The sequence below is a fragment of the Paludibaculum fermentans genome (genome assembly GCF_051172195.1).
In the GTDB taxonomy this organism is placed as follows: Bacteria; Acidobacteriota; Terriglobia; order Bryobacterales; family Bryobacteraceae; genus Paludibaculum; species Paludibaculum fermentans_A.
Map to the genome: position 1 here is coordinate 3,346,932 of NZ_JBPJAQ010000001.1, position 17,677 is coordinate 3,364,608.

Annotated in this window: 16 protein-coding genes; 7 read left to right on the forward strand and 9 right to left on the reverse strand. The window is 61.7% G+C overall.

Annotated elements, in window-relative coordinates; all coding sequences use genetic code 11:
- Positions 1-137 precede the first annotated feature (137 nt).
- Positions 138-1,916, forward strand: coding sequence for a MutS-related protein (locus tag ACR9Y2_RS13570; protein ID WP_435041862.1), 1,779 nt, complete (start codon positions 138-140; stop codon positions 1,914-1,916).
- 90 nt (positions 1,917-2,006) lie between these two features.
- Here ACR9Y2_RS13570 and ACR9Y2_RS13575 read toward each other — a convergent pair whose 3' ends face one another.
- Together ACR9Y2_RS13575 and ACR9Y2_RS13580 are read right to left on the reverse strand one after the other, a co-directional pair.
- Positions 2,007-2,561, reverse strand: a complete 555-nt coding sequence (locus ACR9Y2_RS13575) for a hypothetical protein (RefSeq protein WP_435041863.1) — start codon at positions 2,559-2,561, stop codon at positions 2,007-2,009.
- A 237-nt stretch (positions 2,562-2,798) separates the two neighbouring features.
- On the reverse strand, positions 2,799-3,644 hold the full coding sequence (locus tag ACR9Y2_RS13580; protein WP_435041864.1) for an HpcH/HpaI aldolase family protein: 846 nt from the start codon (positions 3,642-3,644) through the stop codon (positions 2,799-2,801).
- A 156-nt stretch (positions 3,645-3,800) separates the two neighbouring features.
- Between ACR9Y2_RS13580 and purS the strand changes: the two genes are divergently transcribed.
- From purS to ACR9Y2_RS13610, 6 genes are all read left to right on the forward strand, one after another.
- On the forward strand, positions 3,801-4,046 hold the full coding sequence (gene purS / locus ACR9Y2_RS13585; protein ID WP_435041866.1) for a phosphoribosylformylglycinamidine synthase subunit PurS: 246 nt from the start codon (positions 3,801-3,803) through the stop codon (positions 4,044-4,046).
- 36 nt (positions 4,047-4,082) lie between these two features.
- Positions 4,083-5,936, forward strand: a complete 1,854-nt coding sequence (gene glmS, locus ACR9Y2_RS13590; RefSeq protein WP_435041868.1) for a glutamine--fructose-6-phosphate transaminase (isomerizing) — start codon at positions 4,083-4,085, stop codon at positions 5,934-5,936.
- Positions 5,937-5,951: 15 nt separating this feature from the next.
- Complete coding sequence (locus ACR9Y2_RS13595; protein WP_435041869.1) at positions 5,952-6,371, forward strand: secondary thiamine-phosphate synthase enzyme YjbQ; 420 nt, start codon at positions 5,952-5,954, stop codon at positions 6,369-6,371.
- 31 nt (positions 6,372-6,402) lie between these two features.
- The gene (locus ACR9Y2_RS13600; protein WP_435041870.1) at positions 6,403-7,260 is read left to right on the forward strand and encodes a hypothetical protein; all 858 of its coding nucleotides are present in this window, start codon (positions 6,403-6,405) and stop codon (positions 7,258-7,260) included.
- 178 nt (positions 7,261-7,438) lie between these two features.
- Complete coding sequence (locus ACR9Y2_RS13605; RefSeq protein WP_435041871.1) at positions 7,439-8,320, forward strand: aldo/keto reductase; 882 nt, start codon at positions 7,439-7,441, stop codon at positions 8,318-8,320.
- Positions 8,307-9,188 (forward strand): FkbM family methyltransferase, encoded by an 882-nt coding sequence (locus ACR9Y2_RS13610; RefSeq protein ID WP_435041873.1) that lies wholly within the window; start codon positions 8,307-8,309, stop codon positions 9,186-9,188. Before ACR9Y2_RS13605 ends, ACR9Y2_RS13610 begins: the two co-directional genes overlap by 14 nt.
- Here ACR9Y2_RS13610 and murA read toward each other — a convergent pair.
- The 7 genes from murA to ACR9Y2_RS13645 all read right to left on the reverse strand — a co-directional run bounded on the left by murA (position 9,162) and on the right by ACR9Y2_RS13645 (position 17,675).
- Positions 9,162-10,460, reverse strand: a complete 1,299-nt coding sequence (gene murA / locus ACR9Y2_RS13615) for a UDP-N-acetylglucosamine 1-carboxyvinyltransferase (protein ID WP_435041874.1) — start codon at positions 10,458-10,460, stop codon at positions 9,162-9,164. The genes ACR9Y2_RS13610 and murA overlap by 27 nt on opposite strands.
- 35 nt (positions 10,461-10,495) lie before the next feature.
- Positions 10,496-11,851: a cell division protein FtsZ gene (gene ftsZ, locus ACR9Y2_RS13620; RefSeq protein ID WP_435041875.1), complete on the reverse strand. Its 1,356-nt coding sequence runs from the start codon at positions 11,849-11,851 to the stop codon at positions 10,496-10,498.
- Positions 11,852-11,860: 9 nt separating this feature from the next.
- Positions 11,861-13,063, reverse strand: coding sequence for a cell division protein FtsA (gene ftsA / locus ACR9Y2_RS13625; protein ID WP_435041876.1), 1,203 nt, complete (start codon positions 13,061-13,063; stop codon positions 11,861-11,863).
- Positions 13,064-13,957 (reverse strand): cell division protein FtsQ/DivIB, encoded by an 894-nt coding sequence (locus ACR9Y2_RS13630; RefSeq protein WP_435041877.1) that lies wholly within the window; start codon positions 13,955-13,957, stop codon positions 13,064-13,066.
- Entirely contained in the window at positions 13,950-15,338 is a 1,389-nt protein-coding gene (gene murC / locus ACR9Y2_RS13635; RefSeq protein ID WP_435041878.1) for a UDP-N-acetylmuramate--L-alanine ligase, read from the reverse strand. The genes ACR9Y2_RS13630 and murC overlap by 8 nt, the downstream gene beginning before the upstream one ends.
- 74 nt (positions 15,339-15,412) lie before the next feature.
- Positions 15,413-16,498 carry an undecaprenyldiphospho-muramoylpentapeptide beta-N-acetylglucosaminyltransferase gene (gene murG, locus ACR9Y2_RS13640; RefSeq protein ID WP_435044863.1) on the reverse strand — a complete coding sequence of 362 codons (1,086 nt, stop codon included), beginning with the start codon at positions 16,496-16,498 and terminating at the stop codon, positions 15,413-15,415.
- 25 nt (positions 16,499-16,523) lie between these two features.
- Complete coding sequence (locus tag ACR9Y2_RS13645) at positions 16,524-17,675, reverse strand: FtsW/RodA/SpoVE family cell cycle protein (protein WP_435041879.1); 1,152 nt, start codon at positions 17,673-17,675, stop codon at positions 16,524-16,526.
- Positions 17,676-17,677 lie beyond the last annotated feature (2 nt).

The window sequence follows — 17,677 nt, forward strand, 5'->3', positions numbered from 1 at the left end:
CCGTTGAGCAGACTCAGCGCAGAGTGAGTAGCAGTCCCAGAACGACTTTGAATTACTTTACGGACAGGTAAACGAATTGTCAACGAAATTACTGCGAGCGCGGGACGACGGGCTGCATTGCCTACAATGAAGCAAGCGTGACTCCATTGTCTGAATATCAACGCCGGCTGGACGAATACCAGGCGGCAGCCCAGCGTCATGCGGCCCTGGCGAGCAGGATCGGGAATGCCCGCCTGGCCGTGGCCCTGGCGGGTGTCTTCCTGTTCTGGCTGGTATTTGTGCACCGCGGTGCTTCGCCGTGGTGGCTGCCTTTGCCAATCGTGATCTTCGTGGTGCTGATGATCCGGCACGATGCTGCGCTACGCGCCCAAAAGATGGCTCAGCGGGCGGTGAAACTGTATCAGGATGGACTGGCGCGCCTGGATGGCTCGTGGCCAGGACGGGGTGTGACTGGAGCTGAGTTCGAACCGGCGGATCATCCGTACGCGGCTTCGCTGGACCTGTTTGGGCGCAATTCGCTGTTTGAGTTGCTTTGCACGGCGCGCACGCGGGGCGGGGAAGAGACGCTGGCGCAGTGGCTGCTGCACGGAGCTTCGAAAGCGGAGATTGAAGCCCGGCAGGGCGCGGTGCGGGATTTGCAGCCGCGAGTGGAATTGAGGGAACAACTGGCGCTGATGGGCGAAGATGTGCGCGCGGCCGTGCATCCCGATACGCTCATGCGCTGGGGTACCGCTCCGCCTGTGGGGTTGACGGTGGGCCATCGTGCGGCAGCCTTGCTGCTGCCGGTGTGCACATTGGCTTCGTTTGGGGTAATGGCTGCGACTGGCGTCCGAATCCCGTTTCTAGTTGCGCTGCTGGCCCAGATCATCTTCTCGTACCGCATGCGGCCGAAGGTGTTTCAAGTGCTGAGCGGGCTGGAGGAGCCTTCGCGGGAACTGGGCCTGATCTCGTCTTTGCTGGGCCGGTTGGAGCGGGAGGATTTCACTTCCTCGAAGCTGCTGGAGTTGCGAGGCAGCCTGGATGCGAGCGGGGTCACGCCGTCCAAGCAGGTGGCGGGACTGGCGCGCCTGGTCGGGCTGTTGGATCTGCGCCGCAATCAGCTTTTTGCTCCGATCGGATTGATCCTGATGTGGGGGTTGAACTGCTCCTGGGCGATCGAGCAATGGCGCCGGGTGTATGGTCCATCCATCCCGGAATGGTTGAGAACATTGGGTGAAATGGAAGCGTTGCTGGCGCTGGCCGGCTATGCGTGGGAGCACCCGGAAGACCGCTTCCCTGAGATAGCCGAAGGGCAGACTGTACTCAACGGGGAAGAACTGGCGCATCCATTACTGCCGCCCGGCCGGGTTGTCGCGAACAGCGTTCGCCTGGACGGAACGCAGCCCTTGATCGTGATCAGCGGTTCGAATATGTCGGGCAAGAGCACCATGCTGCGAACGGTGGGCGTGAGTGTGGTGATGGCGCTGGCGGGCGCTCCGGTGCGGGCGAAGCGATTGGTTGTCTCGCCCGTGGCGGTGGGCGCCTCGATCCGCGTGGTGGATTCACTGCAAGAGGGCAACTCGCGGTTCTTCGCGGAGATCGTACTGCTGCGGCGCATTGTGGAATTGACGAAGCAGGGCCTGCCGCTGCTGTTTCTCCTGGATGAGGTCTTGAGCGGGACGAACTCGCACGACAGGCGGATTGGCGCGGCTGGAGTGATTCAGGGGCTGGTGAGGCGAGGCGCGATCGGGCTGGTGACTACGCATGACCTGGCATTGACGCATATTGCGGATCAGGTGGAGCCGCGGGGCGTCAATATGCACTTCGAGGATCGGATGGAAGACGGACAGATGCGATTCGATTACAGAATCCGGCCGGGCATTGTCGCGAAGAGCAACGCACTGGAATTGATGCGATCGATCGGGCTCGAATTCTGATTGCCGTAATTAACAAATGATCGGGCTGAAAAGATCCGGGGCAAATGGAGGCAGCAAAGCCACCTGCATTTGCCCCGTTCTTAGGCGGGTCTATTCGGCCGGAGCCGGAATGATGCCGTTCTGCTCGGCCCGGCCACGTGCCTTGGTGTAATCCGCGGCGGCGTCCAGGCTCTTGTTGAGCGCATTCGCCCGGCTGTAGACAGCCTTGACGAGCCGGCAGTAATCCCAGTTCAGGCTGGGGTTGCCTTCGATCTCATTCTGCTTGAGGATCGTGGCATTGACCTCGGCAGCCAGTGCCCGTGCCGCAATACCGGCGCGTGCGATGGTCTGCTGTTCCGGCGTTCCAAGGGAGGCGCCGATTTCTTCCAGGCGGTTGACGGCCGGAGCGAGGGCATTCACCTGTTCACGCAGTTCATTCAGCTGATAAGAATGGGACATACGGCTGAGCTGCATAGGAGTCCGGTTGAAGGACTCAATGCGGGCGGCCGTTTCCCGAATACCATTCGTCGCGCCCGCGATGTCCTGCATCAGCGCGATGCTTTCCTTGAGCGGGGCCTCTTTGGCGTTCGCAGCGGAAAGCAGGGATGCCGGGGCCAGCACAAGGAGGGCCAGCAGAGACACACGAGTAGCGTTTGGTTTGATCAATTGATTTTCTCCGTTTGGTTTTTCCCCGAGCGTGAGGGAGAAATAAGGAAGGACTACTTGGCCGACTTACTTAGTATTATAGACGATCCGAGGAATTGTTTGGTTTCAGAAAATGAAAAACGGCCCATCTCCTGATTTGGAGATGGGCCGCACTGTCTAACGGTTAGATCACTTGCCAAGTTCAGCAGCTTGTGCTTGATTTGGCCTATTGCGCCGCCGGCTGTTCTTACAAAAAGGCTAGAACAACGCCGTGGGACGGCGGCTCCAGAGCTTCCCTTCCGTGGCGGCGATCTTCTCGAGGTCCTGGACGTAGGCGGCCGACTGCGTGAGGACGTGATGCAGGTCGTTGCCGACACTGATGAAGCTGAAGCCTTTGGCGAGGAACTCCGCGACGCGGGTAGTGCCGAAGAGGAACAGCCCCAGGATCACGTTATTCTTGCGTGCCTCGGCGATGAGGGTGTCGGTGGCCGCCTGCAGTTCCGGCGAGGTGTACATGTGGGGGAACTCATACTTTTCATAGAGACCCATCGACATGCAGAGGTCGTTCTGGCCCAGGAAGAGCATATCGACACCGGGCACGGCGGCGATCTCCACCATGTTTTCGATGCAGGCCGCGGTTTCCACCTGCAGCGCGACGATCACATTCTTGTTGGCATTGCCGGCGTAGCCGAGCAGGCCAGCCTTGTTCATGCTGCGCTGCGGAAAGTAGACGGAGCGGGTGCCGGCGGTGGGGTAGCGGGTGCAACTTACCGCCTGCCGCGCCTCTTCCGCCGTATTGATGTAGGGCACGAGGACGCCGTCGGCGCCAAGGTCGAGGGCCTGTTGGATACCACCGCGGTCGTGATAGCCGGCCACGCGGACCATTGACTTGGCTCCGCCGCTGGCGATGGCGCACAGCATGTTGGACAGCTTTTCGTGGTCCATGGGACCGTGCTGGGTGTCGACGAGCAGCCAGTCGTAGCCGCTGTGAGCGAGTTGTTCGGCCACGGTCGGACTGTGTGAATTGAGAAACAGCCCCATCTTAGGGGCGCCGGCGCGCAATTGCTCTTTAAACTCGGCCCCGGTGGGCACGTTGTTGGACATAGAGGTTCCTCCTCAGGAATAGAAGCGTGGTCCGTCCCCAGACTTGATCGGACTCAGCGCAATATAGCGAGAATCGCCGGTCAGGTCAAAGTCCTGGTACTTTCGGGGGATTCCTCCACAGGACTTGCCATGTCCGCTAAACTCTAAAGAAGCCCAATGAAAGCCCACGTCTACGTCACCATGAAAAAGACCGTTCTCGATCCGCAGGGTCAGACGATCGCTCGCGCCCTCAACGGCATGGGCCACGCCGAAATCGCCGCCGTGCGCCAGGGGAAGTATTTTGAAATCGAACTCGCCGAAGGGACCAGCCTGGAAACGGCCAAGGTGGAGCTCGACCGGATAGCCGCCGAGGTGCTTTCGAACCCCGTCATCGAAGAGTACAGGGTGGAGTTGATCAGCTAGACCGCCGCTCCGCGCGGCGAAACTCGGAGGATAGCTATGTGCGGAATCATCGGTTACGTTGGCAATAAGAAACCTGTCCCCATCCTGCTGGAAGGGTTGCGCCGCCTGGAGTATCGCGGTTACGACTCTGCTGGCCTGGCTGTTGTCGACCAGGAAATGAACCTCCATCTGCGGCGCGTTTCCGGGAAGCTCCATAACCTGGAAGAGGCTGTTCGCCTGTCGCCTGTGGATGGTTTGTATGGCATAGGCCATACCCGTTGGGCGACGCATGGACGGCCTACAGAAGAGAACGCGCATCCGCATCGCGACTCCAAAGGCGACATCGTGGTGGTTCACAACGGCATCGTCGAGAATTACCTGGCGCTGAAGCAGGAACTCGAGGGCGAAGGCCATGTGTTCCAGACCGAAACCGATACCGAGATCATTCCGCACCTGATTGAAAAGTATTTTCAGGGCAGCCTGGAAGAGGCTGTACGTCTGGCGGTGGGCCGGCTGCGGGGTGTATTTGCCGTCGCGGCGATCTCACGCCTGGATCCCGGCAAGATCGTAGCCGCGCGAAATGGCCCCCCTGTCGTGGTGGGACTGGGCGAGGGCGAGTATTTCGTTGCATCCGACGTGCCGGCCATTCTCAGCCACACCCGCGACGTCTTTTTCCTGCACGACGGCGATATCGCTGTGCTGACCGCGGATGGAGTCCGCCTGATGGATCTGGATGGCCGGCCCGTGAAGCGGCAGGTTTCGCACATCCTGTGGGATCCGATCATGGCGGAAAAGGGCGGCTACAAGCATTTCATGCTCAAGGAAATCTATGAGCAGCCGCGTGCCGTCCGCGATACGATCCTGGGCCGCGTGGGCCAGGAGAGCGGCCGGGTGTTCCTGGATGAGATGCAGATCCAGCCGAAGGAGTTTGCCGAATTCCAGAATGTCCGGATTGTCGCCTGCGGTACGTCGTGGCACGCCGCTCTGGCCGGCAAGTTCATGATCGAGCGGCTGGCGCGCATACCGGTGGAAGTGGACTATGGCAGTGAGTTCCGCTATCGGGATCCAATCGTCAATCCGAACTCACTGACGGTGCTGATTTCGCAGTCCGGCGAGACGGCCGATACGCTGGCGGCGCAGAGGGAAGCGAAGAGCAAGGGCTCGCGCACGCTTTCCATCTGCAACGTGATGGGGTCGATGATCTCGCGCGAGGCGGCGGGCACGCTGCTCACCCACGCAGGGCCTGAGATCGGCGTGGCCTCGACCAAGGCGTTTACGGCTCAGTTGACGGCGTTGTTTATCCTCGCGATGTACCTGGGACAGGCCCGGGGCCGCCAGACTCCGGAACAGTCGCAGGATCTCGCGCAGGAGCTGCTGCGGATCCCAGCCAAGCTGGAACATGTGCTCTCGGCCGAAGCCCACTACGAAGACCTGGTGAAGTGGCTCTTCAAATCGACTGACTTCCTGTACCTGGGCCGCGGTATCCACTATCCCATCGCGCTGGAAGGCGCTTTGAAGCTCAAGGAGATCTCTTACATTCACGCTGAAGGCTATCCAGCCGGCGAGATGAAGCACGGGCCGAACGCGCTGATTGACGAGTCGCTACCCACGGTGGTGCTGGCGACCGCGGATCCCGAGGATGAGGCGAGCGTGCTGCGGTATGAGAAGACGCTCTCGAATATCCAGGAGGTCAAGGCGCGCGGCGGGAAGGTGGTCGCGGTGGCCACGGAAGGCATGAACGACGTGACCAGGTCGGCCGACCACGTCATCTGGGTGCCTCCGACACGAGAACTGCTACTGCCCATCCTGGAAGTAGTGCCGCTGCAACTGTTGGCGTACCACATCGCCGTCCGCCGCGGCTGCGACGTGGATCAGCCGCGCAACCTGGCGAAGAGCGTGACGGTCGAGTAGATCCCCGGCCACGAGATGCGGCAGGCTGTACAGGAGTTCACGATCCGCACGCGTGGCAAGGGGCTCTATGAGTTCACCCCGGAAGTGGAAACCTGGGTCCGGAGCGAACAACTCCGGACCGGTCTGCTGACTTTGTTCTGCCGGCACACGTCAGCGTCGCTCATCATTCAGGAGAACGCCGATCCGGATGTCCAGACGGACTTGAAGCACTACTTCGAGCGCATTGCGCCGGAGGACAACCGGCAGTATGTTCACACGATGGAGGGGGCGGATGATATGCCGGCCCACATCCGCAGTGTGCTGACGGGAGTCCAGCTCTCGATTCCCCTGATCGGCGGACGCCTGGCCTTGGGCACCTGGCAGGGGATCTATCTTTTCGAACACCGCACGTCATCCCACCACCGCAGCGTGGCTGCTCACCTTCTGGGTGAGTGAGCGCTGTGAGCAGTTTCCGGAGGAGGGTCGATTGAAGACGAAACAGGGTTTCCGCCGGCTGGATAGCGGGTCCGTGGCGAAGAAGTTCCGTCAGCGTGTGCTGCGGCAGTATTTCGTCCGCTTCCACATGGGCCTGCTGCTGGTGGCCACCACCTCGAGTGGAGTGCTGGCGAGCAAGCTCCTGCTGATGGCTGGACTCACCGCGGTGCTGGTGCGCTATCCGCTGGCGGTGTTGATTGCCTACCTTGTCTTCGTGGGTTTGACGCGGCTTTGGGTGGCCTATGTACTACTGGACGTGCCATCGCGGAAGCAGGCGGGCTCCGGCTTCGGTTCCGGAGTGGACCTGGGCAATGTGGACATTCCCTTCTGGGGCGGCTCTTCCGGAGGCAGCGCGCCGGCAAGTGGTGGAATGTCGATGTCCTTTGGTGGCGGCGACTCAGGTGGCGGCGGGGCTTCGGATGTCTGGGGCGTCGCGGACACCGGGGCGTCGCCGGTTTCGGCGGGCGGAGGCGGCGGGCACGGCATCAGCTTCCCTAGCCTGGATCTGGACATCGACCTGGACGACGGAATCTGGATTATTGCCCTGCTGGCATTGCTCGTCATGGTGCTCTTCGGCGCGGGTGGCTATTTGATCTACGCGGCCCCGCAGATTCTTCCCGATATCGCGCTGAACGCGCTGCTTGCCTCGTGCCTGACGGGCGCCGCAAAGAAGGCCGAGGCGAAGGGATGGCTGCGCAGCGTATTCGGTGCAACCTGGATCCCGCTGTTGCTCATTTTGCTGACGACGGTCGGCCTGGCCGTGGCCGTTCACAAAACCTGCCCCAGCGCGCCCAAGCTGGTTGACGCGTTCAGCTGTCCGGACCAGACTGTTTCGCAAGGCAACAACTAGCGAGTTGAGTGATCCCGCTGGAGCGAAGTAGGATGTTCAGTCGCTTTCCACTACACCCTTACTGATACAATGCCATTTGCGAGAAGGAGTCACCATGAGCATTTCCCGAAGGTCCTTTTTGACATCCGCCGCGCTTGCGGCGCTCGCCACTGAAATTGACGCCCAAACCGGAATGCCGATGCGAACTCTGGGTCGCACCGGAGAGAAGGTCAGCTTGCTGGCGTTCGGCGCCGGCAGCCGCTGGCTGGCATACAAGACCCCTGATAAGGGTCTTCCTGCCCTCGAACGCGCGCTGAAGGCCGGCGTGACGTACGTGGACTCGGCTGCCAGCTATGGAGACGGCCAGAGCGAGCAGTGGGTGGGCCAGTATCTCAAGTCCCACAAGAAGAACTTCTTCCTGGTCACGAAGATTGGCGGCGACCGGTCGTACGACGATACGATGCGCATCGTTGATCGTTCGTTGAAGAATCTCGGCGTCAGCCAGGTAGACCTGATGCACATCCACGCATTGGGCAACGAAGACGACCTCGCCAAGATTGAAGGGGCGAACGGCCAGTTGAAGGCGATGTACAAACTGCGTGAGCAGAAAGTCGCGCGCTTCATTGGAGTCACATGCCACCAGAATCCGCAGGTGCTGAAGGCCGCGCTGGAGCACAACGACTTTGACTCGACGCAGATGGCGTTGAATATCGCCCAAATCGGGAACGCGGCTCCGTCCGACAAAGCGGGCCAGGGCCAGACCGGCGCTTCCGGGTTCGAATCCGTGGCGATGCCGGTAGCGTTGAAGAAGAAGATGGGCCTGACGGCCATGAAGGTCTTCGCCCAGGAGAAGTTGCTGGGCAAGGCGGCGCCTGAGATGCTGCTGCGGTACGCGATGTCGCTGCCCGTGACGGCCACTACGGTGGGCATGCCGGAGCTGGAGCACATCGACTTCAATACGAACGTGGCGAAGAACTTCAAGCCGCTCAGCTCCGAGGAAATGAACTCGCTGCCGAAGAACGTCTCAGCCCAGATGAGGGCGTCCATCGACCACTTCTTTGCAGATCATGTGGATTGCTGAGGAGACGGTCCGCGAACTGGACAGGCCGGGGTCGAGAGAAGAACTGGCGCGCTTGGCCACCAGGGCTGCCCGAGCCGCCAGCGGCGAACCGATAGAGATCCTGTGGGACGGGATGTGGATCCGGAGGGCGGAAGGGATTTCGTTCCCCGATCCGGAGCTATTCCAGACTGCACAACCTCGTTGGGACCGCTGGTGTCACATGGCGACGAAATACGTCCGCGATGCTGACGATTACTGGTTTCACGTCTACAAGCCGAAGGCTGGCGATGTGATTGTGGACATCGGAGCGGGACGAGGGGAAGATGTTTTCGCCTTCTCGCAGAAGGTCGGGTCAGAGGGTCATGTGTGGGCCATCGAAGCGCACCCGACGAACTACCGTGTACTCAATCGTTTCTGTGAACTGAATGGGTTAGGCAATGTCCAGACCCTGAATGTCGCCTGTGTGGACGTTCCGGCCCGGTTGCATATTGAGACTCTCCCTGTCTGGGAGTCGAACTTCGTGCGCAGTGGAGACGCGACGCCCACCAGCTTCCCGGTGGAAGGCGTGACGTTCGACAGCCTGGCCGCTGAAATGGGACTCGACCACATCGATTTCCTCAAGATGAATATCGAGGGAGCGGAGCGGCAGGCCTTGCCCGGTTGCCGCAGCGCCATGATGAGAACGGCGCATGTGTGCATCGCCGCGCACGACTTCCGCGCAGGGCGCGGCGAGGGTGAGGATTTCCGTACGCTGGGCTTCGTCCGCGAATTCCTGACAGACTGCGGGTTCGATCTCGTCACCCGGGACGATGATCCGCGCTACTACGTTCCCTACCACGTCCACGGCGTGCGCCGCGAAGCCTCAGGCGTCGACGATCTGGGCTCCTAGCCGAAGCAGCTTACCCACAAGGTCTTCATAGCCGCGCTCAATCAGGCCCGTGTTGGTGAGCGTGGATTCGCCTTCCGCCACCAGGGCCGCGATCACATAGCTGAAGCCGGCCCGCAGGTCGGGAATATTAATCTCGGCGCCGCGCAACGGTGTTGGGCCCACAATTACGGCGCTGTGTTTGTAGTTCCGTTGCCCGAAGCGGCAGCGAAGGCCGCCCAGGCACTCCCGGTAGAGCTGAATCTGCGCACCCATGCGGTTGAGCGCGTCGATGTAGCCGAAGCGCTGCTCGTAAACCGTTTCGTGGACAATGGAAACGCCTTCCGCCTGGGTCAAAGCGATAACGAAGGGCTGCTGATAGTCGGTAGTGAAGCCGGGGTGGACGTCGGTTTCCAGAGCCGAAGAGCGCAGTTTGCCGCCCGCCCGCCAGAATTCAATGCCTTCATTGGTGACCCGGAAATCGCCGCCGATCTGCCGGTAGCGGTTGAGGAAAGTCATCATGTCCACCTGGCGCGCGTTGCGGACGAAGATGCGGCCGTTAGTGGCGATGGCGGCCGAGGCCCAGGAGGCGGCTTCGAGCCGGTCAGGGATCGGGGTGTGGTCAAAGCCCCGCAGTGCCTTGACGCCAATGATGGTGATGACGCGGTCAACGTCCACGCTGATGACGGCGCCCATCTTCTGGAGCACCATGATGAGATCCATGATCTCGGGTTCCATGGCCGCGTTGGAGAGTTCCGTGACCCCTTCGGCACGCACGGCGGCCAGGATTACCTGTTCCGTGGCGCCGACGCTGGGGTATTCCAACCGGATCTTGTTGCCGTAGAGCCGTTCGCAGGTGAGATGCGCATTGCCCGACTGGTCGTGCAGTTGTGCGCCCATGTCCTGCAGGGCGCGGATATGAAAGTCCACGGGACGGGTGCCGATTCGGCAGCCGCCCAGCGACGGGACCGGCGCTTCACCGAAACGGGCCAGCAGGGGTCCGCAGGTCAGAATCGGAATGCGGCTCTTGCCGGTGAATTCCTTAAGGACGCTGCGCTCCATGGGGTGGAGGTTCGCGGCGCAGATCTCCAGCACATCCGGAGAGGTGTAGGTGACCTCACCGCCCAGAGCGGTGATGAGATCACTGACGATTGCGACATCCACGATGCGCGAAACGTTGCGCAGCGTGCACCGTTCTGCCGTCAGCAACGCGGCCACCATGATCTTGGGCAGGGCGTTCTTGGCGCCTTTGAGCGCAACCTCACCCGAAAGAGGCCTGCCTCCGCGTAATATCATCTGGTCCGTTCCACGTGCGGTAGCCGAGGCCGACATTATTGGAACAGCTTCCGCTCCCGCCTCAAAAACGCGGGGGTGTCCAGATCATCCAGGGAGAATGCGTCGTCATCCCCCTGCGGAGCCGGTTTCGGCGGCAATTGTGGCGGCAGTTCTGCCTCCGCTGCGGTCGCAACGGCCGATTCTTCTTCAGGCTCGATCTCCACATCGAGGGTCACATCGGAGTAGTTTTCCTGCCCCGGCATCTCCACCGAAGTGAACATCGGTTCGGTACCAGGGGGGAACTGCATCGACGGGAATGGTTGCTGGGTGACCGGCATCAGGGTGCTGTTGGGCACCGGTGCAGGATTGAGAACCTTGGGTGCGCCGCTGCGGGTTGCGGACACGTGCATTGGGTCCACCTGCGGCAGATTGTCGCGCTGGAAGCCCGTGGCGATCACCGTGATTTTTACTTCGTCGTCCAGGTTGTCGTCCGGCACAAGCCCGAAGTTGATCTGCACGTCTTCATTGCCGGTGGCGTCCCGGATGAGTTTGCAGGCGTCGTGCATCTCATGCAGCGATAACGCGCCGGAAGCAGTGATGTTGAGCAGGATGGCGCGGGCGCCCTTCAGGCCGCCCTCTTCCAGCAAGGGGCACTGGATGGCGGCTTTGGCTGCTTCGACGGCCGCATTGGGGCCCTTGGCGGAGGCGGTGCCCATCATGGCGAAGCCCATGCCGAGCATAATTGCGCGGACGTCGGCAAAATCGCGGTTGATCAAGCCCGGAGTGGTGATGATATCGCTAATGCCTTGAACGCCCTGGCGCAGCACATCGTCAGCCATGCGGAATGCTTCGAAGAAGCTGGTGCCTGCCGGAACGAGGTCCACCAGCCGGTCGTTGGGGATCGAAATCACACAATCGACGGTGGCGTGGAGTTCGGCCAAGCCCCGTTCGGCCTGGTTCATACGGCGCGGGCCTTCAAAGCTGAATGGCTTCGTAACGACGGCGATCGTCAATGCATTCAGTTCTTTAGCGAGAGCCGCGATGACCGGAGCCGCACCGGTACCGGTACCGCCCCCGAGGCCGGCTGCCACAAAGACCATATCGGCGCCTTCCAGGACCTCAATGATCCTGTCGGTATCCTCGAGCGCTGCCTGCCGGCCGATCTCGGGATCAGAGCCGGCGCCCAAACCGTGGGTGATGCGAGTACCGAGCGCTATCTTATTGACAATCTTGGATGTTCGCAGGGCTTGCGCGTCGGTGTTCATTACGAAGAACTCGACGCCGCCCACACCGGAGGCCACCATGCGGTTCACGGCATTGGATCCGCCGCCGCCCACACCGACCACTTTGATGCGCGTACCGCCCAGCGTCTCGTCTTGGATTTCGAATTTGAGTGCGTCGAGGTCAGGCATGAGTTCCTTTCATTTTCCCGTAAACAGGCTCCAGATGCTCGGCCCGCCGCCTTTTTTGTCTTTGCGGGTCTGCAAACGGGCGGAGTACATGGCCAAACCGGCCGAAGTAGTCCAGACTGGACTAGATAAATCCTCGGGCCAGTCGATGATGCCCCGGGGGAATCCCAGCCGTGCCGGGCACCCCAGGACCTTTTCGGTCACCTCTACCATTCCTTCCAGTTGCGACCCGCCCCCGCAAAGGACAACCCCTTCGCGGAGTGGAGTTTCCCGCGCATAGCGCACACGGCAGCGCTCCACAATATCGAACAACTGCACGGCCCGCGCTTCCAGAATCTCGATCAGATCGCGGCGATTGATCTCGCGGCCGGGCCGGCCCGCTTCCGCGGGCAGCTCTATGACAATATTATCCGCCGTCAGGCCCAGCAGCGCGCAGCCATGCGCGAACTTGACCCGTTCGGCCTCATCAAACGAGAGTGCCTTCAGTTCCCCCAGATCGCGTGTGAAATGATCGCCCGAGATGGGGATGCCCACGGCGTACAGCAGGGCGTCGCCATCATAGTACACGATATGCGTGGAGTGAGATCCAATATCGACGAGGGCTACGCCGCCGGCCCGCTCTTCCGGCAGGATGCTGGCGTAGGAGGCGGCCATGGCCTCGAAGACAGTTTCTTCCACCCGGAGGTGGGCCTGGTGAACAGCCGAGATCAGCGCCTGGTGCTCCTGCATCGAGGTGGTGATGAGCAGCGCGTGCGCCTCCAGGCGCTGGCATTCAATGTTGAGAGGATGGGGGATGGGCGGGCGTCCGTCCACGGTGAAGTCCTGCGGCATCACCTGCAATAGGAAGCGGTCTTCGTCAAGACGGGCGCGGGCAGCCAGTTCGACGGCGTAGACCAGGTCGCCGCGTTCAATCGGCCGCCGGTGGCCGAATTCGTAGAGTCCGCGACCCTGCTGCGAGCGAGCCGAAGGGCCACCCACTCCCACCACCACTGAGCCGATCTGCTCCCCCGAGCTGAGCTCAGCCTGCTGCACCGCCTGCCTAACCGTTTCCGCGACGGCGGACTGATCGGCAATCTGGCCGCGGTGCCAGCCGCGCGAGATGACCGCCGAATGCCCGCGGTAGTGCAGGCAGTTGTCGACCAGCGATAGCACGACGACTCGAGTCCAGGCGCTGCCGATATCGAGTCCGACGGCGAGTTGTGGTTTCTTTGACACTTATTTCTTGTGAGTCCCGTCCGCGGGTTCGATCGCCGTGATGCGGCCTTCGAGGCTCACATCGAGAATAGCCCTGGGCGGCAAGCGGTCGCGAATCCCATCATAGTGGCGGATAAAGATGTTCAACCGCTCCAGGAATCGCTCGTTGCCGAGGATCAAGATCACCTGCTGGTCCTGCATCTGGTAGGTGATGCGAATGCTCTCCGGGTCGCTGACGTCGATCTCCGGAATGCGGTCGCGAAAATCGCGCAGCTCATCCAGCATACGCATCATGCGCAGCACCCGCGCCCGCCGTACCTCCACATCCTCGCTGGCGCGGACACCCGTCAGTAGCGGCAGGTTCGCTGGCACGCTACCCCGCAGGCGCAGAATTACGCCGTCGGCGTCGATCAACATGGGCTTATAGGTGACCGGATTCTCGAAGTTGCCGGTGAAGCCGGAGGCGACCTGGACAAATGCGACCGGCTCGCGCTCAGTCACTTCCACTTCCAGGTGATTGGGCCAGATGCGGCGCACGCTGGCATCCCGCACCCAATCCACGGTCCGCAACTGCATCCGGCGGCGATCCGGGTCCACATCGGCCAGGCTGCGGCCCCGGTCATTCTCGAAGACACGCATCACAGCGCTCTTCGAGGCGTTCTTGAGGCCGCGCACGTCGACACCTTCGTCACGGGCGCTGGCGCCTCGGGCAGGAACGTGGAAACGCGGATCGTTAGTCAGGAACTGTTCCCCTTGCAGGGTGACCCAGGCGACAACAAAAACGCTGACCACCAGTGACAAGGTCCAAAACGTAAACCGAAGGGCGATTCGAATCGTATCTCTCGAGACGACGTTCCGCTCGGAAGCAGGCTTCTGCTCTTCGATCTCTTCTTCCTGCTTCTTCCGTCTAGCCATCGGAAGATTCCTTTCTGAGCTTGGCCAGGAGCATCGGCCCGGCCTGTGTGACGCTGCCCGCGCCCAATGTTAGTACAAGGTCGCCTTCTTCCAACTCGCTCGCGATCATTTCCACCGCCTGGGTTAACGAGCCGGCATAACGGCAATCCGGATGACCCTGCCTGCGCACGGCTTCCGCCAGAGCTTCTGAATTCACACCTTCGATCGGCGATTCGCTGGCCTCATACAGCTCGACGATCCGCACCAGGTCCGCATCGCCGAAGGCTGTAGAGAACTCGGGCATCAAAGCCTTCGTGCGAGTGTAGCGGTGGGGCTGGAAGAGCACGACCAGGCGGCGTGGACGCGTGAGGCGCAATGCCGCGAGTGTGGCCCGCACTTCAGTCGGGTGATGGCCGTAGTCGTCTATCACGGTGATACCGTGCACGGTTCCTTTGAGCTCCATACGCCGGCCCGTGCCGCGGTAGTTGGCCAATCCAGAGCGAATCCGATCAGTGGGAACACCCAGTTCCATCGCCGCGGCAATAGCCGCCGTTGCGTTCAGCACATTATGGCGGCCCAGCACATTCAACTCGAATGAGCCCAGCGCCTTGCCATCAAGAGTCAGCCGAAAGGCGCTGCCGCTGGTGCCGGTCTGGATATCCGTCAATTGGAGCTGCGCGTCCGGGGAAGAGCCGTACGTGATGGTTCTGCGCCGCACCTGCGGAAGCACAGAGCGCACTTCTGGGTCATCCAGGCAGAGGATCACAGCGCCCTGGAAGCACACGCGGTTGGCGAACCGGACGAACGCCTGCTTTGCGTTGTCAAATGTGCCGTAGTGGTCTAGGTGCTCGCGGTCAATGTTCGTAATGATGCTGTAGGCAGGCGCGAGTTCCAGGAACGATCCGTCGCTCTCGTCACACTCGGTGATCATCAGGTCTCCGCCCAGCCGGGCGTTCGAGCCGTCCAGGAAGGGTACCAGTGTTCCGATGAACACAGTGGGATCCAGCCCCGCTTCCAACGCGATGCAGGCGAGCATCGAGGTTGTGGTCGTTTTGCCGTGACTTCCGCCCACAGCCACTCCGTTGCGGCCCGACATCAGGTCAGCCAGCAACTCGCCGCGCGTCACGACGGGGAGGCCACGCCGGCGTGCCTCCACTAGTTCGGGGTTGTCCGCTCGCAGGGCGGAAGTGATAATCAAAGCCCCCGTGCCGCCTGGCAGGTTTGCTGCCGCGTGGCCTTCACGCACAGGGATCCCCAGCCGTGCAAGCCGAGCAGTGATGGCGGAGAGCTTCACGTCCGACCCGCTCACCGGGTACCCCAGGGCGTGATAGATCTCGGCCAGCCCGCTCATGCCGATGCCGCCGATACCTGCAAAATGCAGGGGCTGAGGTTGAAAAAACATCCGGATACCCTATTGTTTCGGGCCTCCCGCGCTGTGTCAATGCGCGGAAAGCCGGCGGATGGCCGCCCGAACCACTAATTTGAGTGGCTTTCCCTGTCCTTTTGCCGTTTGCGGCCGGCCTCCACCAACACTTCCGCGGCCCGCAATGCCGCGCCTGGCCGCCGAAGGCCGCGGGCTGCCTGCGACAGCGCCGCCAGATCGCCAGGATGATCCATCAGCTCGCTTACAGTTTCGAACATGCGCTGACCGCTCCAGGCGTTCTCGAGAACCACCCTGGCCGCGCCCGCGCGCTCCAATGCCTCGGCGTTGTGCCTCTGGTGGTCATCCGCCGCCGCGGGGAAGGGAACCAGAACCGCCGCTTTGCCGGCCGCCGTCAACTCATTCACAGCGCCCGCCCCCGAGCGGCTCACCACCAGGTCGGCCGCCGAGTATGCTGCCGCCATGTCGTGAATGAAGGGCGCCACCTCGCCTTCCAGCCCGTACTCGTTGAACTCCTTGGCCAGCGCGTGATGCTCGTCCGCTCCGCACTGGAGTACGAATCGCACTCTCCGGCCACTCTGCCGAAACAGCGGCCAACTCTCCCGGGATGCCCGGTTCAGCGCGCGGGATCCACGGCTGCCGCCGGTTACGAGAACACTGAATACGGCCCCTGGCGGGTGAGCCTGGATGTCGAAGAACTCCTGCCGCACAGGTAAGCCCGTGATCTCGGTCCGTCCCGCCGGAAAGTACTTGCGTGACTCCTCAAATCCAATCAGCGCCTTGCTCACCGTGCCGGCCAGCTTGCGCGAGACCAGGCCGGGCATGGCGTTGGGTTCCATCACGACCACCGGTGTGCCGCTGAGACTTGCCGCGAGCATCGCCGGGGCTGCGACATAGCCGCCCATGGAGAACACGGCCGCCGCGCGGCGCGTTCTCAGGATCCGCCAGCTCTTCCAGATGCTCAGCGGCAGCTGCACGACGGTCCTGAGCGTTTGCCACATGCCGACACGCTGCAGGCCGCCGATCTCGATCCACTCAATATCGAAGCCGGCCCGCGGCACGATGGTCGCTTCCAGGCCCCGCCTGGTCCCGATAAACATTGCCTCGTGTCCCATGCGGCGCAGTTCGGACGCTACCGCCACGGCTGGAATGACGTGGCCGCCCGTACCTCCGCCTGTCATCACGAACAGCAGCTTCGAATCCTCCTTATTCCGCCGTGGCCCGGTCGCCTACGCTCATCAGCAGGCCAATGGTTGCCAGCGTGCAGATGAGGGCTGTGCCGCCATAGCTGATCAGAGGCAGCGGGATGCCCTTGGTGGGCGCCATATCCAGCACCACGCTCATGTTGCACAAAGCCTGGACCGTCAACACCGAGACACAGCCAAGGGCGATGTAGCGTCCGAAGGGGTCCGGCGTAAGCCAGAACAGGCGAAGTCCGCGCCAGAACACGTACAGGTAGCCACACAACAAAAGCACACAGCCAACCAGGCCTGTCTCTTCACCAACTACGCCGAAGATGAAATCCGTATGCGCTTCCGGCAGAAAGCCCAATTTCTGGTTCGACTGGCCCAAGCCCACTCCGGTGATCCCGCCGCTTCCAACGGCAAGCTTCGATTGCCTGGGCTGGTGGTCTGCATCGCGGGCCGCCTTGGTGGAAGCCAACCGTACGGCCAGCCAGTGGTAGCGCGGATTGGAATTGATGACCTCTTCGGTGAGTCCGAAGAACGAAGTGACGCGAATCAGGCGATAGGGCTTCTGGATGATGAAGCCCACGCCCAACAGGCCAACCAGGAAGAGGGTGAGATAGAAGTAGCGCCGCTCAATGCCCGCTACGTAGAAGATGATTACCGCGGGCGCCAGAATAATCGCCGCCGTGCCCAGGTCGCCATACCCGATCAGCAGTGTCAGCCCGCCCACTACGAGGGCCGTCGGGATGATCGTGTAACGGCTGTTGATGATGTCGCCCTGCCGGGAAACAAACCAGGCCAGGAACAGGATCAGCACCGGCTTGGCGATCTCACTTGGCTGGAACTGGCCCAGGCCGGGTACCCTGTACCAGCGATGGGCTCGCGGATCGGCGATGATCACGCCGACCAGCAGCATGATTGTCATGCCCAGGGGGATCAGGATCCAGAGCGGATGCTGGAGTTTCCGATAGTCCATCCGCTTCAGCACCAGCATGGCTGAAACACCGATGAGCGCCGCCACCAGTTGGCGTGCCGCAAACTCCCAGGTCTGTTTGTTGTAGTTCACCTCGGCCACTACCGAGGATGCGCTGTAGACCATCATCAGGCCGAACAGCAGGATCAGCATGGTTGCGCCAAACAACTTCCAATCGGTTCGGATACAGGTGGACATCG